General features: G+C 31.9%; 12 protein-coding genes and 1 riboswitch. Of the genes, 1 reads left to right on the forward strand and 11 read right to left on the reverse strand.

What is annotated here, in order from left to right; genetic code table 11:
* Nucleotides 1-36 precede the first annotated feature (36 nt).
* The 11 genes from msrB to ilvB all read right to left on the reverse strand — a co-directional run bounded on the left by msrB (nucleotide 37) and on the right by ilvB (nucleotide 14,546).
* Nucleotides 37-1,239, reverse strand: coding sequence for a peptide-methionine (R)-S-oxide reductase MsrB (msrB, locus tag LJ207_RS01530; RefSeq protein WP_229343426.1), 1,203 nt, complete (start codon nucleotides 1,237-1,239; stop codon nucleotides 37-39).
* Nucleotides 1,240-1,659: 420 nt separating this feature from the next.
* The gene (locus LJ207_RS01535; RefSeq protein ID WP_229343428.1) at nucleotides 1,660-2,289 is read right to left on the reverse strand and encodes a GNAT family N-acetyltransferase; all 630 of its coding nucleotides are present in this window, start codon (nucleotides 2,287-2,289) and stop codon (nucleotides 1,660-1,662) included.
* 18 nt (nucleotides 2,290-2,307) lie between these two features.
* Nucleotides 2,308-3,747, reverse strand: a complete 1,440-nt coding sequence (locus LJ207_RS01540; protein WP_229343430.1) for an NAD(P)/FAD-dependent oxidoreductase — start codon at nucleotides 3,745-3,747, stop codon at nucleotides 2,308-2,310.
* 51 nt (nucleotides 3,748-3,798) lie between these two features.
* Nucleotides 3,799-5,301 carry a glycerol kinase GlpK gene (gene glpK, locus LJ207_RS01545; RefSeq protein ID WP_229343432.1) on the reverse strand — a complete coding sequence of 501 codons (1,503 nt, stop codon included), beginning with the start codon at nucleotides 5,299-5,301 and terminating at the stop codon, nucleotides 3,799-3,801.
* A 187-nt stretch (nucleotides 5,302-5,488) separates the two neighbouring features.
* Nucleotides 5,489-5,959, reverse strand: coding sequence for a 6,7-dimethyl-8-ribityllumazine synthase (gene ribH, locus LJ207_RS01550; protein WP_229343434.1), 471 nt, complete (start codon nucleotides 5,957-5,959; stop codon nucleotides 5,489-5,491).
* Nucleotides 5,960-6,030: 71 nt separating this feature from the next.
* Nucleotides 6,031-7,227 carry a bifunctional 3,4-dihydroxy-2-butanone-4-phosphate synthase/GTP cyclohydrolase II gene (locus tag LJ207_RS01555; RefSeq protein WP_305038477.1) on the reverse strand — a complete coding sequence of 399 codons (1,197 nt, stop codon included), beginning with the start codon at nucleotides 7,225-7,227 and terminating at the stop codon, nucleotides 6,031-6,033.
* Between the two features lie 48 nt (nucleotides 7,228-7,275).
* Complete coding sequence (gene ribE / locus LJ207_RS01560; protein WP_229343438.1) at nucleotides 7,276-7,926, reverse strand: riboflavin synthase; 651 nt, start codon at nucleotides 7,924-7,926, stop codon at nucleotides 7,276-7,278.
* 24 nt (nucleotides 7,927-7,950) lie between these two features.
* A complete protein-coding gene (gene ribD, locus LJ207_RS01565) occupies nucleotides 7,951-9,096 on the reverse strand; it encodes a bifunctional diaminohydroxyphosphoribosylaminopyrimidine deaminase/5-amino-6-(5-phosphoribosylamino)uracil reductase RibD (RefSeq protein ID WP_229343440.1) in 1,146 nt (381 codons plus the stop codon).
* Nucleotides 9,097-9,279: 183 nt separating this feature from the next.
* A riboswitch (FMN riboswitch) is annotated at nucleotides 9,280-9,397 on the reverse strand.
* A gap of 59 nt (nucleotides 9,398-9,456) precedes the next feature.
* Complete coding sequence (locus LJ207_RS01570) at nucleotides 9,457-10,773, reverse strand: hypothetical protein (protein ID WP_229343441.1); 1,317 nt, start codon at nucleotides 10,771-10,773, stop codon at nucleotides 9,457-9,459.
* Between the two features lie 24 nt (nucleotides 10,774-10,797).
* Nucleotides 10,798-12,675 carry an LTA synthase family protein gene (locus tag LJ207_RS01575; protein ID WP_229343443.1) on the reverse strand — a complete coding sequence of 626 codons (1,878 nt, stop codon included), beginning with the start codon at nucleotides 12,673-12,675 and terminating at the stop codon, nucleotides 10,798-10,800.
* A 125-nt stretch (nucleotides 12,676-12,800) separates the two neighbouring features.
* On the reverse strand, nucleotides 12,801-14,546 hold the full coding sequence (gene ilvB, locus LJ207_RS01580) for a biosynthetic-type acetolactate synthase large subunit (RefSeq protein ID WP_255666624.1): 1,746 nt from the start codon (nucleotides 14,544-14,546) through the stop codon (nucleotides 12,801-12,803).
* Between the two features lie 946 nt (nucleotides 14,547-15,492).
* Here ilvB and glnA point away from each other — a divergent pair.
* The gene (gene glnA / locus LJ207_RS01585; protein WP_229343446.1) at nucleotides 15,493-16,827 is read left to right on the forward strand and encodes a type I glutamate--ammonia ligase; all 1,335 of its coding nucleotides are present in this window, start codon (nucleotides 15,493-15,495) and stop codon (nucleotides 16,825-16,827) included.
* Nucleotides 16,828-16,916 lie beyond the last annotated feature (89 nt).

Genomic DNA, 16,916 nt, shown 5'->3' on the forward strand with positions numbered 1-16,916 from the left:
TGTATTTTTAAAAATAATATTTTCACTTAATAAAAATCATTCAAAAAGAGCTTCAAATTCTTCATATCCTTCTTCAGCCAATTCTGCAGCCGGAATGAATCTTAAAGCAGCAGAATTAATGCAATATCTCAAGCCACTTGGCTGAGGGCCATCTTCAAATACATGGCCTAAATGAGAATCAGCATTTTTACTTCTAACCTCAACTCTCTTCATCCAGAATGAATTATCTTCTTTTTCAATTATATTTTCTTCAACTAAAGGTCTGCTAAAACTGGGCCAGCCTGTACCTGAATCAAACTTATCTATAGATGAAAATAATGGTTCTCCTGAAACTATATCAACATAAATACCCGGCTCTTTATTATCCCAGTATTTATTATTAAACGCAGGTTCAGTTGCATCAAGTTGAGTAACCTTGTACTGAAGATCAGTTAAACGCTCTCTCAATTCTGCATCACTTTCTGCTTCATTTATTTCTACACTATCAGCAGCTTGAGTTGCACAAAAACTTGTACACTCTGCTGGATCTATATCATTAAATTCTAATAGTTTTTCCTGTAATTCTTCTGAAAGCCCAAGTTCTCCTATATTTTTAATAATATTACCCCTTAAACCATTTCCATTTATATAGGCATTGGCTTTTGTTACAGCAGGAGAATTAATAAATTCTTCCATTGACATTTTAGCTAAATAATGATTTTTAAATTTCGCATTTTGCTGTAATCTAAACTTTTGATGATAATCTTCAGCTAAATAAAATTGTGTTAATTCTTTTATTTCTGTCTGAATTTGAGCAGAATTTTCAGCTTCAAGCTCAGCTTTAAGCTCAAGTGCTGTCTTTTTTTGCTCTTCATTTTGATACAAAATTAAGGAAGCATATTGCTTAGAGTATGCTCTTTGATAGGGATTATGACTGTTAAAGAAAATTTCTACTAATTCTCTAAATGAAATTATTTTAGGGTCATAATCGATTTCAATTGTTTCTGTATGATCACCAATTGCTTTATAGGTGGGGTTTTTTGTCTCTCCACCTGCATAACCAACCCTTGTTCTTATAACACCTTCTAAGGCACCAAAAGAGGCATCTGGACCCCAAAAACAGCCTAAAGCAAAACTTGCTGTTTCAGTTTCTACATCTCTCATTTTCTGATCATAGGGAATTTCAGTCTGGGCTATTACACTAGCTGTCATGCCAAAAACACTCACTAAGACAACTGCCATAACTATTAAATAATTCATCTAATCTACCTCCTATATATATTTAATTCATAATATTCTACTGTTCTCTTTATAGAATATTATTAATTTATATTGATTAATAGTAAGTAGATTACTCAAGATTAAGTTAAGTTAAAATATCCAGCCATAAATTTATTTGAATTTTGGCAGAAAAATAGTTATTATATAATAAGTGTGCAAAAATTCACTAATATAAATATATAAAAAGGATTTGATTAAATATAGAAAAAGAACAAATTGAAAAACCTGATTCTAAAGTTGCTGTAATTACTCTGATGACAGTTATAGCAGTTATCTATGCCTTAAGCGGCAGATTTATTTTTAGCAGTGAATAAGCTAAATAAAGAGACCTTGGGAAAAAAGCCTTAGCTTTATCTGTTTATAGTAAATTGAAAATAGATAAAAAATAAGGCCTTTGCTTTAATTGCTGTTTTCCCTAAACATATGATAAATATTCAGTTTACTTGCTTTTTTGACCTCTATTGTTTTATAGCCAAAATATTGATATAGTTCTTCGTTTTCTTTTTCACCGGTGATTAAATAAACTCCCTTATATTCACCACTTTCTTCAGCAATTTTATGAACCTTATTTAACAATTGGGTTCCAATGCTCTGATTTTGATAAGCTGGGTCTACTGCCAGCATATCTAGAGTCATAAATTTATCGGGAAGTTTATCCGGCTTTTTTGAGGCTTTATGTACTTTATATGCCCTAATGAAATTTAGACGGCATAAAACTGAAGCTAGTAAAGCAATATCTTTGCTTAAAATATGTTTAAATAATTCTGCATCAGAAAGCTCATAATCTTTAGCTAATATAGCACTACCAACGATTTTGTTTTCACTTTTAGCAGCCAAAATCTGATTTCCTTCTGCTAAATATAACTCACCTATTATCATATTAAGGCGAGAAAATACTTTTTTGCTCTTTTTTTTAGAAAAATCAAAAATATAACTACTAATTCCCTCATTAACAAAAGCATTACTAAAAACAGCAAAAACCTCTTTTAAATCATCTTTTCCTGCATTAAATATTTTTATATTATACATAGTTATCATCCTCAATTATTAAATTTTGCTTCTGGAAATAACCTTACTTCCCTTTTCTTTTTTGAGAATTTCACTTACAGGAATATCTAATTCTCTAGAAATTATTTTCAAAACCCTTGGTTTACAAAATCCACCTTGACATCTTCCGGCTCCCGGACGGACCCTTCTTTTAATTCCATCTAGAGTAGTAGCCCCTAATGGTCTATTAATAGCTGCAACTATTTCTGCTTCAGTTACTTCCTCACATCTACAGATTAACTGACCATACTTACTATCTTTTTGCTTTAATTCTTCTTTTTCTGACCAGGATAATTGACTGAATTTTTTTATGCCTTCACGCTTAGGATCAAAATCTGGATCAAAAACAAGTTCTACCCCTTCTTGATTAAGTAAATCAACTACATATTTAGCTACCGCTGGAGAAGAAGTTAAACCGGTTGACCTTATTCCAGATAAGCCTATATATCCTTTTAAATCATAACTTTCGATATGATAACCTTCTGGAGTCCTTGTTGGTCTTAAACCTGCATATTGTTTAATAGAATCTTTTGCCTCTACTTTAGGCACTCTTTTTTTTACATCTTCAATAATACTCTCTAAACCTGATTTTGTTGTTGATTTATCTCTTTTATCTTCAATATCTTCTGCAGTTGGCCCCAATAACAAATTACCATGAATGGTAGGGGTTATCAATTTACCCTTAGTTAATTTAGTCGGTACCGGTAAAATAATGTGATTTAGTTGATAGGAAACATTTTTATCTAAAATAAAGAACTCACCTTTACGGGGATGTTCTTTAAAATCACATAAATCTACCATTTCAGCAATTTCATCACAGTATACCCCAGCTGCATTAACTACATAATCACAATTTATTTCTCCTTTATTTGTGATAACACTTTTTATTTTGTTTTTCTTAGTTTTTATATCAGTCACTTTAGTAGATAAACTAATATCAACTTCATTTGTGTAAGCATTTTCTGCATAAGCTATGTTTAAAATAAATGGATCAATAATACTTTCTCTAGGGATATAAATACCCCCCTTGACATCATCACTGAGATCATTTTCGCGACGTTTGATTTCTTTTCCACTTAAATATTCAATATCATATACTCCATTTTGATAAGACTTTTTTATTATTTGGGTTAATGTTTTTAGCTCTTCTTCTGTCACAGCTGCTAAAATAGCCCCTACTTTTTTAAATGGTACATCTAACTCCTCACATAATTGATCATACATTGGGTTAGCTCCTACCACTAATTTAGATTCTAAAGTACCTGGTTTAGCATCATAACCTGTATGGATTATAGCACTATTAGATGTAGTCGCTTCTCCACCAATTTCTACATTTTTCTCTATAAGTAAAACATCTAATTTATATCTTGATAATTCTCTGGCAATCGCACTACCAATTGCTCCAGCACCAATTATTACAATATCATAGTGCTCTTTCATCTTGATCCTCTCCCTCTCCAAAGTTATCTATATTTAAATTAAGTGACATGCTTATTCACCTTTGGCCCAGTCTTTAGATCTTTTGACCGCTTCTTGCCAACGACCGATTAAATACTCTCTTTTTTTACTGCTCATTTGAGGTTCATAGCGTTTTGCTAATTTCCATTTCTTCGCAATCTCTTCTAAATCATCAAAAATACCTATACCTAAAGCTGCTAAATATGCTGCTCCTAGAGCAGTTGTTTCTGTTATTGCAGGAACATCAACAGGAATATCTAAAATATCTGCCTGAAACTGCATCAAAAACTCATTGACTACTGCTCCACCATCAACCCTCATAACATCTATATCCATACCAGAGTCTTTTTTCATAACTTTAAGATTATCATTGACCTGATAAGCTATACTTTCTAAAGTTGCTCTGACTATATGCTCTCTTTCCGTCCCACCGGTTATACCAATTAAAGTTCCTCTTGCATACTGATCCCAGTGAGGTGCAGCTAAACCGGAAAAAGCGGGGACAAAAAATACTCCACCAGTATCTTCTACAGCTTTAGCCATTGTTTCGGATTGGGCAGCATTATCAATGATTTTTAAGCCATCACGCAGCCACTGAACTGCTCCACCAGTAATATATACTCCTCCATCAAGGGCAAAAGTTAATTTATCATCTAAGCCCCAGGCAACTGTGGTCAGTAGACCGTTTTCTGAATTAACTATTTTATCACCAGTATTCATCAGCATAAAACATCCTGTCCCATAGGTTGTTTTAACTGTACCAGCTTCAAAACATGTCTGACCAAATAAAGCAGCCTGCTGATCTACAGCACTTCCTGCTATAGGTAATTCAAGTCCTAAAAAACAATCAGGATCTGTTTTAGCATATACTCCACTACTATTTTTTAATTCAGGCAGAATCTTAAGAGGTATATCAAGGATATCTAAAATCTCTTTATCCCATTTTTTATTATGGATATTTAACAGCATTGTTCTAGAAGCAGTAGAATAGTCTGTCATATGTAATCTTCTACCAGTCATATTCCAGATCAACCAGGTATCAGTTGTACCAGCCAGTAATTCACCCTTTTCGGCTTTTTCTCTGGCACCTTCAACATTATCTAAAATCCACTTTATTTTTAAAGCAGAAAAATATGAGTCAACAACAACTCCAGTTTTTTTCTTGATTAATTTTCCATGATCTTTTTTTAACTTATCTGCCATTTTTGAGGTGCGCCTATCCTGCCAGACAACTGCATTATAAATAGCTTGACCAGTATTTTTATCCCAAACAATTACGGTTTCACCCTGATTATCAAGCCCTAAAGCCTTTATATCTGACTTATTGATCTGAGCATTTTTAATTGCCTGAGCCAATGATTTTTTGGTTTTTTCCCATATTTCTGCCGGATCATGTTCTACCCAGCCTGGTTTTGGATAATATTGCTGATGTTCAAAATAGCCTTGAGAATGAATTTCCCAATCATCATTTAAAAGCAAAGCTCTAGTTCCAGAGGTCCCCTGATCAATACCAAGTATATATTTTTGAGTTTTCAATTTTATACCTCCTCACAAATTCAGCCTACAATTAGAAATTGCAATTAAAGTAAATAATTTGAAAGAATATTGTGAAAAATTTTAAAATACTAATTTATTTATTATAGATAATTCTTAAACTTCCTGCTTTTATAAGAAAATTGTTAATTATAACCCGAGCTAAAAGCCCGGGTTATTATAATATTAATTATTTTTCAATTTCTTCAAAAAGATTAACCATTTCAATTAAAGAGACTGCTGCATCATAACCTTTATTACCAGATTTAGTTCCAGCTCTTGAAATAGCCTGTTCTATTGTATCAGTTGTTAAAACACCAAAAATTACTGGCTTTTCAAGGTCTAAACCTACATTTGCTAAACCTTTAGACACCTCAGCAGATACATAATCAAAATGAGGGGTCTCACCTCTAATTACAGCTCCAAGTGCAATTACACCATCATATTTATCAGAAGCTGCCATTTTTTTTGCAGTTAAAGGCATTTCAAAAGAACCAGGTACCCAGGCTATTTCAATATCTTCCTCAGCCACATTATGCCTTTTTAAAGCATCTAAGGCTCCCTCAAGTAATTTGCCAGAAATAAATTCGTTAAAACGCCCCACAACTATACCGACTTTAATACCATCACCAATTAATTTACCTTCATATGTTTTATGCATTATAATTCTCCTTTATATTAATATTTTTAATTTAGATTTAATGCTTTTCAGGGTAAAGCAAAGAGCAATCCTTATTCATTAAAATCTAAAAGATGGCCCATCTTATCTTTTTTGATTTTTAAATAAAATTCATTATCTTTATTTGGGTCAATTTCAATTGGTATTCTTTCAGTAACTTCAAGCCCATAACCTTCCAGCCCTACAATCTTGGTAGGATTATTTGTCAACAGCCTTAAACTTGATAAACCAAGCTCTGCTAGAATTTGAGCTCCTATACCATAATCTCTCATATCAACCTCAAATCCCAAAGCAACATTTGCTTCTACAGTATCCATCCCCTTATCCTGTAAATTATATGCCCTTATTTTATTTGCCAGTCCAATACCTCTACCTTCCTGACGCATATAAAGAACTACTCCTTGACCTTCATCTTCGATTAATTGTAGTGCAGCTGCAAGCTGTTCTCCACAATCACAGCGTTTAGAGGCAAAGATATCACCTGTAATACATTGAGAGTGAACCCTAACTAATACATTTTCTTTACCTTCTACATCACCTTTGATAATTGCGATGTGTTCTTTATTATCAACATTTGTAGTATAAATTTTAATTTTAAAATCACCAAACTCAGTTGGTAGTTCCGCTGCAGCAGCTTCTTTAATTAACTTATCTTCCTTTTTTCTATATTGAATTAGATCCTCAATTGAAATTAATTTCAAGTCATGTTTTTTAGCAAATTCTTTTAAATAAGGCATTCTAGCCATTTCGCCATCTTCTTTAATTATCTCACAAATAATACCTGCTGGTTTCAGACCGGCTAATTTTGCCAAATCAACTGCAGCTTCTGTATGACCTGCCCTTCTCAGTACCCCACCTTTTTTAGCTCCTAATGGAAATACATGACCAGGCCGCATAAAGTCAGATGGTTGAGAATCCTCATCTACCATTTTCAAAATCGTATGGGCTCTCTCTTGAGCAGAAATCCCAGTAGTTACATCAACATGGTCGATGGAAACTGTAAAAGCTGTTGAATGAGTTTCTGTATTTTTATCAACCATCATTGGTAGATCAAGTCTTTCAATGATATCTTCTTCAACCGGTGTACAGACAAGACCTCTTCCTTCTTTAATCATAAAATTAATAGTTTCCTTAGTAGCCTTTTCTGCTGCCATAAGCAGATCACCTTCATTTTCACGATCCTCATCATCAACCACAACAACCATTTTCCCTGCTTTTATGTCAGCTATTGCATCTTCTATTTTATCCATCAATATCTCCCTCTCTAAATAAATTTAATAATTAAGCTTTAAGTGGATTTAAATAAAGCCATTTTCCGCTAAAAAATCTTTAGAAATTTTACTCTTTTTTTCCTGGTTTTCTTCCCTTTTTAACATCTTATAAATATATTTTCCCAGCATATCTGTTTCTATATTAACCTTATCTCCTACAGAAAGAGCAGCTAAATTAGTTTCTGACCAGGTTTCTGGGATTAAAGAGATAGTCATGAGATCATCCTCTATTTCCATTACAGTTAGACTAACTCCATTTATGGCAACCGAGCCCTTTTTAACAATATATTTTTCTATTTCAGCAGAAAGCTCCATCTTAATTATTTTCGCATTCTGTTCTGTAAAAACTTTTTTTACCTCAGCTGTATCATCAATATGACCTGTTACAAAGTGGCCACCAATAAAATCATCTGGTCTTAGGGCCTGTTCTAAATTAACTATATCTCCCCTAGCTAATTGACCAAGATTAGTAGCTTTTAAGGTTTCAGGCATCACATCAGCTCTAAAATAGTTATCGGAAAAATCAACTACAGTTAAACAAACACCATTAACTGCAATACTATCTCCTGTTTTAACATTTTTTAGAACAGACTCTGCACTAATTTCTAACTGATATTTATTATTGCCTTTCATTTTTCGGACAAATTCTCCTTTTTCCTGTATAATTCCAGTAAACAATTAAGCACACCTCCCGCTATAAATTCATTGCTCTTTTACTTTAGCAATTAAAAGTATATTATCATCCAAAAATTTTCTATCTAAAATTTTAATATCCTTTGAATCTGACATCAATTTTGGTCCTTTACCACAAAATGAGGAAATTCCATCATTACCACCATAAATTTTAGGAGCTATAAAATAATATAATTTATCAACTAAACCTTTTTTTAAAAATGAATAACTCAATTTAGCTCCTCCTTCAAGCAAAATACTGCTAATCTTTAAATCATGTAGTTTTTTTAAAATAGATTCTAAATCTAATATTTCATTTTTTTCTGCTGGAACACCGATGATTTCTACATTATTTTTAGCTAGAATTTTCTCTTTTTTCTTCTGTATGGAGTCTGCATTGTTTTCTAAATTTGCCTGAGATACTATCAATAAGGTTGAAGCAGTAGATTCTTGATTTATAATTTTAGCATCTAAAGGCATCTCTAAATTAGGATCAAGTATAACCCTTAAACTGTCAATTCCTTTTTGCTCAGCCAATCTCGTTGTTAAAGATGGATCATCAGCTAGAACGGTTCCAATACCAACCATTATTGCATCTACTTTATGGCGTAACTTATGACCTTCTAAGCGAGCTTTTTCGTTTGTTATCCATTTAGAATGGCCGGTAGAACTTGCAATAAAACCATCTAAAGTTTGAGCTTTTTTTAAATAAACAAAGGGAAATTCACTTGTTATATACTTTAAAAAAACTTCATTTAATTCTTTGGCCTTTTCTGCCATCAAACCTACTTCTACTTCTATCCCGGCTTCTTTTAAAAGTTCAATCCCTCTTCCAGATACTTCAGGGTTTGGATCTACCATAGCAATAACTGCTCTTTTTATCCCAGCTTCAATTAACTTATTAGCACAGGGAGGTGTTTTACCATAATGGCTGCATGGCTCTAAAGTTAAATAGATATCAGCATTGGTGGCCTTTTGACCTGCTTCTTTTAATGCATAAACTTCTGCATGAGGCCCACCATAAAATTTGTGGTATCCCTCACCAATAATCTCATTATTTTTTACTAAAACTGCACCAACCATAGGATTGGGTGATGCACTACCCTCTCCCTTTTTTGCGATTTCAAGTGCTCTTGCCATATATCTGATATCATTAATTGAAAACTTTTCTTCCACAATTATCCCCCCATTCTTTAATTAAATAACTACTTCAAATAAAAAACCCCTCCAAAAAAAGGAAGGGTTGTTAAATTCATAGTTATGATTTCCAATTCACTTTTAACAGCATTATAAATCTAGCCATAATTAGCTGTTAAAGAGCTAATTATCTTTAATATCAATTGAAAATCTTAAAAGTTATTCTACTAACTCCCTTCCAGACTTTACTGTCGGTTCTGCAATTTCAGCAGATCAACCCTAAATAGGCTTGTGGACTTTAACCACCGGTAGGGAATTACACCCATCCTCGCTAGTATATTTAATTTTAAAATACTAATAATTATTTTAGCATTTTAATCTTGAGTTGTAAAGTACTTTTTAATTAAACTGCAGATCATCAATATCTCCCCAGGCCTCTATAATATAATATCCTGCTTCATCTTCTTCAAATTCAAGCTTAAAAATCAGCTGTAAAAATAGGAGCAGCTGCTCGGCTGATTCTTTTTTAGGTCTAAATCTTAACTGTGCATTAGTTAAATAAGGAGTTTCTTGGCTGTAATTAAAATCAGCAATTAGTTGAGCATCTGCAAAAGGAGATTCAAGCCTAGATTCAGTACTACCTCTAGGATGGGTATAATCCTGAAGATAATTAAATAAATTGATTTCTATAGAAAAAAGCTGATCTCTGGCTAAAATTCCAAATGTACTCTGATTTATTTGCTGACTTAGCTCTTCTGAAAACAATAATTTCAAATCTTTCAACTCTAAGTTTAAATTAAGTTGATTGGGATGATAACTCATATCTTCAAGCTCATCTAAATATAGATCAAAATAACCATCAAAGCTAAAAGAATCAAGCTGAAGATCTTCAAAATAATCATTTTCTAATATTTCTAAAGCACTTCCGGCAAAAGAAAAATTGTAATTAGCTTTAAGATCTTTAAAGGCTTTTGCTGAATCATTAGTTATTAAAATTTTATCTTCTGCTAAAATTTCTTCTTCATCAATATCCATTAAAACCGCTTCTAGATCAAAGTGATAACTCAAAAACTCTCCACTTAAATCAAATTCTTCTATTAATAATTCCTTTGTTTGAGAATTATAATTAGCTTTTAAAACAAGATTGTCAAAATAAGATAATCTCTCCCAACTATCTCTAGTAATTCCATAGCGCCTATAATAAGGGTAATCAACTTTAAGTTCTTCAGCTCTAAAATCAATATCATGGTCTGAAGTAAAAAAATCCTTGCTTTCAGCAAATTGCTCAAAATCTGCACTACCCTGATAAGTTATGCGGCTTTCTTTAAAGTTTAATTGATAATCATCTTTTAAATCTGAATAGCTAAAGTTATCAATTTCCATTTTAAAGTCTCTGTATAGATTCAAATCACCTGCTTGAATATAATGTATTAACTGCTGCCAGCTCAAATTAATTTCTAAATCACTTATTTCAAGGTTAAAATTTTCAGATTCTAAAAGCTTTAAACTATTGATATTTATAGTTCTTAAAAGAGGATTTACACTTGTCTGCAGCTCTCTAATCTGATAACCTTCTTGATCTGCATAAGCTCTGATGCTTTTTTCAATATCTTCAGCAATTCTATTAGCATAGAAATAGTTTAAAGAAAAAATAACTGCTGCAATTAATAGCATTAAGAATAAATAAATGGAGCCTTTTTTTAATTTATTTTTCATTGTTTTGCCCCCTTTTTAAAATAGCTAATCTTCACTTAAAATAGTGTTCATTATCTTCTGCATGTAATTTATAATTTGATCCATTCTTGCCTTCTCTTCTGAGCTAAATTGATGCTCTCTTTGTGCTGAATCAACTTTTCGAGCAATCTTAGTAAAATTTCTTTCTCCATCAGCAGTAGCTGGCAGTCTTAAATATAGTTGGTCTTTATATAATATTTGGGGGATTTCATGCAAAAAGAAGACTGGTTTTTCAATTTCTTTAAGTAAAGATATCCCTAAAAATTCTTTAGGATTTTCAGGATAAGCTAAAATATCAAGAATTGTTGGTGCTATATCTGTATGGGTACCAGTTTTGTCAATTTCTCTAGGACTTATATCCTGATGATAAATAAACAGTGGTATATGCTCTGGTTCTTTAATATTTCTATTTGCCAGAAAATTCCCGCCTGAACTATATTTATCACTATTTATATCAGCTACATGGTCAGAATAAATAACAAATAAGGTATTTTCATATAAAGATAATTCTTTTAAACCTTTAAAAAACATCTCTAATGATTTGTCCACAAATGCCATTGAATTGAAGTAATCTTTAACTATTTTAGGCCTAATATCCTCAAATTCTTCAACACTTTTTTCTTCAGGATAAAAATCAAATGGAGTATGACTGCTGACCGATATTAAAAGAGCAAAAATATTTTCTTCAGCTTCTGCTAAATAATCTAAAGATTGATCAAAAAAATCATAATCATTAATTCCCAAATAGCTCTCATCACCAATGAGCCCTTCTGAAGCTGAAAAATGATCTCGACTGTAAAACTTATCAAAACCCATTTCTAAATAACCTTTATCACGATAAAAGAAACCATCATCATTTCCATGAAAGGCAAGAGTTTGAAACCCCTTTTCAGCTAAAATTCTATTTAAGGTCTTAAATTCTGCCATATCATTTGTTTTAAAAGCATAATTCCTATTAATAGGATATAAAGAAGTTAAAAATGAAAATTCAGCATCAAAACTACCATTAATATGATGGGCATAAATATCTGTAAAGTTAAGCGAGCTCCTTTTCAATTTATTTAAAAAAGGTGTAATTTCTTTGCCTTCATATTCATAATCAATAATATTCTTATCTACTGATTCTAATTGAATCACTATAATATTTTTTACATTATCGAGTTTGTATTTTCCACTCATTTTTTGCTCAGTTGCAACAGCATCTATTTCAGCAGCATTATTTTCTCTTTGATCCCTTTTTCTAATCAACCTATATTCAGCTATATATAGGGGAATAATACCATATACACTGACAAAAGCAGGTGTGCTATATTCATATAAATTCAAAAATCCTTTTTCTTTAAATAGGGAACTACTGTAAACAATTTGTGAGGTTAATAAAATTATAATTAAGCCAGCTAAAATAAATTTATCTAATCCTTTGCTTACTTTAAAAAAATTTTTGTTATAACTGTATTTACTTTTATCTTTAGTAAATAAAAGTAAATAAGTTAAAAATGGTAGTTCAATAATAAAAATTATGTCCTGCCATCTAATCAATTGGCGAATTAGTACTTTAAATGGTCTTATTCCCTGCCCCATAGTAATATCTGTTAAGCTTAAATAATTACCAAAATATCTATTGTACCAGAGATTAGCTAAAAAGAAAATTAGAAAAAAGAAATAGATTGCAAAGGTTAACTTCTTTCTTTTATTATTTTTAGTAAAACTATCAAATAACAAAATAATAAAAGCAGTAATAATTATATTCTTAAAAAGCAAACTAATAAGTGATGGAGCTTGAAAAACAGACCAGATTAAATAATTATATTTAATTAAAACACCAAAAACTAAAAGGAAAAACAAAAACTTCTTTTTCCCTTTTAGTTTTGTTGGAATATCCACTAAAATCTCCCCTTGTTTGATAATTATTTTATAGCTTTATCTATTATTTTATCTGTAGTAGTTAATGCTTTTCTTTTTTATTGTATCATAATAATAAGCGGATTTTTAGTGAATTATATTATATTTTATTTATCTGCATATTTTCCCTGTTCTTTTCTTAAAATCATATCTTCTAAACTTCCACCAGCTGAAACCATAGGAAATACATTTTCTTCTTCTTCAATGATAAAGTTAAGCAAATAACTTCCTTTGGCTTCTAAGGCTGTTTTTAAAGCAGTTTTAATGTCTTCTCTTTGAGTTATGGTCTGGCCTTCAATCCCATAACCTTTTGCTACCTGAATAAAGTCTGGTATCATTTCAGGACAGTCTTGATTAGGTCCTGAACAATGAGGTGGACAATCTATCTGTCTGCGTAAACAGGTTGCTGAGTAACGTTTATCGAAAAATAGTTCCTGCCACTGTCTAACCATACCTAAATACTGATTATTAAATAAAATTATTTTGACCGGAACCTTATTTTTAGCAGCAGTAGCTAGTTCTTGAATATTCATTTGAAAACTTCCATCACCTACAAGGGCAAATACTTCCTGATCTGGATTAGCAATTTTGGCTCCTATAGCAGCTGGAAAACCAAAACCCATTGTACCAAGTCCACCTGAACTAATAAAACTGCGCGGACGAGAGTATTTATAATACTGGGCAGCCCACATCTGATGCTGACCAACTCCAGCTGTAATAATAGCCTTGCCTTCAGTCAGTTCATAAAGACTTTCTATTATCTCAGAAGGTAATAATTTATCATTGATTTCAGGATCGGCCTTTTTATCAATTTTTCTCCATTCATCTATTTCTTTTAACCAGGCAGGTCTTTTTGCTTTATTAACCTTGGGAATGATTTCTTCAACTACAGATTTTACATCACCAGTAATAGGAACCTGAGTTTCAATAATTTTTCCGATTTCGGCTGGATCGATATCTACATGAATAACAGCTGCATTTTTAGCAAAACTGTCAATTTTTCCTGTTACTCGATCATCAAAACGCGCTCCTAAAGCAATTATTAAATCGGAATTAGTAATAGCCAAGTTTGCTTCAGTAGTACCATGCATTCCCAACATAGCTAAACTTAAAGAATGATTTTCATCAAAAATACCAATCCCATTTAAAGTTGTTGTAACTGGTATTTCTGCTTTTTTAGCTAGTTCTGTAATTTCTTTTTCTGCTCCTGATATTATTGCTCCACCACCAGCATAAATAATCGGTTTAGCTGCATTATTAATTAGTTCTGCAGCTCTTTTAATTTGAAGTTTGTTCCCCTTATAAGTCGGATTGTAACCTGGTAGATCAAGCTGGCTAGGATAATTGAATTCTGCCATGTCAGCTAAAATATTAGAAGGTAAATCTACTAAGACTGGCCCTGGCCTTCCAGTTGAAGCAATATGAAAAGCTTCTTTTATTACTCTTGAGATCTCTGTAACATCATTAACAATATAATTGTTTTTAGTTATTGGCATTGTAATACCTTTAATATCTGCCTCCTGGAATCCATCTGTACCTATCATAGTATTAGGGACCTGACCTGTAAAAGCAACAAGAGGTACAGAATCCATATGGGCAGTTGCTAAAGCTGTAACCATATTGGCAGCACCTGGGCCAGATGTAGCAATACATACCCCTGTTTTGCCGCTTGAACGAGCATAACCATCTGCAGCATGAACACCACCCTGCTCATGATGAGGCATTACATGTCTAATTTTAGAATCATAAAGTTTATCATAAATAGTAATAACCTTTGCTCCTATATAACCAAAAATAACTTCTACTCCTTCTGCTTCTAGAGATTTAACAAAAATTTCTGCTCCACTCATCATTTTTTCATTATTTTTACTCACTCTACTCACTCCTCTTAATTTAAAATTATAATTTTAATTTAAAAAAACCCTCATCACTACTAATAGTTTAAACTATTAGTAGGGACGAGAGTTCTCTCACGTGGTACCACCCATTTTTGCTGAAAACAGCCTCATTGGCACAAAAAAGTTTTGTAACTAATTATACCTCAGCATATGATAACGGATGCTTAGCCCATTTGGGCAGCCGATAAAGCTTACTTTTTTCAGCTTTACAGTTCAAGGACTACAAAAATAATTGGCTTAGATATCGGTTCTCAGCTCATCCGACTCTCTGTTATCGATGCAATTACTTTCCTTCCTCTCAATACTTTTCTATTTATTATGTTTTGTATAGTATATATTATTTTTAGAAAATTGTCAAGAATCAGAGAAAATTTTTGAAAAAGAAAAAAAGGCGCCCGGGCAGGGACACCTTTACAGAGGATTAGTATAGCATTTGGGCAAATTTTTAAAGTTTATTATAAATTTTCTACTTCTAAAAGCAGAAAACAACTTTGCTTTATTATTTAATTATAGATTATCAGAATTTAAGCAAAAACACAAATATATTGTGCTTTATTTCACATTAATAATAGTGATTAAAAGAGATTAGATCTTCTATACTATCTATTAGTCCTTTTAAATACTTTATAATACTAATTACAGTTAAGACCAAGATTTAATATTTTAATTTACTTATATTTTCAAGAAAATTTTAATCTTCTTAGCTAAAATTAAGTATATTATATTTGTATACAGGTATTTAAAATAGCATAAAATTTATCTTTCTATAATAACTTCGCTGTTATAACAAGGCTTATAGTACTTTTTTTATTTTTTTAGCCTCTATTGACACCCCCAAAAAAAGTACTTATACTGTTATCAAGATTTAAAAATATTAATCAAAAAATAGGAGAGTGATTTTATGTCAACTTTAACAAAGACAGATATTTTAAAGATGGCCGAAGAAAAAAATGTGAAATTTATCAGGATGCAGTTTACAGATATTTTGGGAATAGTAAAAAATGTTGCAATTACAGTTAATCAATTAGAAGATGCTTTAGATAATAAAATTATGTTTGATGGATCTTCTGTAGATGGTTTTACAAGGATTCAAGAATCTGATATGTATCTGAGACCAGATTATGATACTTTTACTATCTTCCCCTGGCGTCCAGAAGAAGGTGGATCAGTTGCACGTTTAATCTGTGATGTTTACACACCTACAGGAGAGCCTTTTTCCGGTGGTCCCAGAAATGTATTGAAAAAAGCTTTAGAAGAAGCTGAAGAAATGGGTTATGAAATGAATGTAGGCCCTGAACCAGAATTTTTCTTATTTCAATTAGATGAGAATGGAGAAGCAACTACTGTAACTCAAGATAATGGTGGTTATTTTGATTTAGGTCCAGTAGATAAAGGTATAAATGCTAGAAGAAGTATAGTTTTAGCTTTAGAAGAAATGGGTTTTGAAGTAGAGGCATCTCACCATGAGGTTGCACCTGGACAGCACGAAATAGATTTCAAATATGCTCCTGCTTTAAGAACAGCTGATAATATTGCCACTTTTAAATTTGTTACCAAATCTATTGCTCATCAGCATGGTTTACATGCTACTTTTATGCCAAAACCTATTTTTGGAGAAAACGGCTCAGGTATGCATGTCCATCAGTCTTTATTTAAAAATGGAGAAAATGTCTTTTATGATGAAAATGATAGATTAGGTTTAAGTAAAACTGCCTATCATTATATAGGTGGTATATTAAAACATGCTAGAGCAATTGCAGCTATCACTAATCCAACTATTAACTCCTATAAAAGACTAGTTCCAGGTTATGAAGCTCCAGTTTATGTTGCCTGGTCAAGTGCTAACAGAAGTGCTTTAATTAGGATTCCAGCAGCTCGTGGTAATGGAACAAGACTTGAACTTAGAAATCCTGATCCAACTGCAAACCCTTATCTTGCCATTGCAGTAATGTTAAAAGCTGGTTTAGATGGAATTAAAAATGAAATTGAGCCACCAGCAGAAGTACTGGAAAACATTTATGAAATGACTCCAGAACGCAAAGAAGAATTACAAATAGAAAGTCTGCCCTCTAATATAAATGAAGCGGTAGAAATTTTAGCTGGTGATGAATTAATCAAAGCTACTTTAGGTAAACATGTATATGAGCATTTTGTAATAGCTAAAAAAGCAGAATGGGATTCTTATAGAACTCAGGTCTCAAATTGGGAACTTGAGCAGTATTTAAATACTTTTTAAATAAATATAATAGCTTGATTGTATAATGAACTTGAACTAATTAAAAAAATAATAAATAAAATGCCCATAGTGGACCAAACTGTAATATA

It is taken from the genome of Halanaerobium polyolivorans (assembly GCF_020711195.1).
Classification (GTDB): Bacteria; Bacillota; Halanaerobiia; order Halanaerobiales; family Halanaerobiaceae; genus Halanaerobium; species Halanaerobium polyolivorans.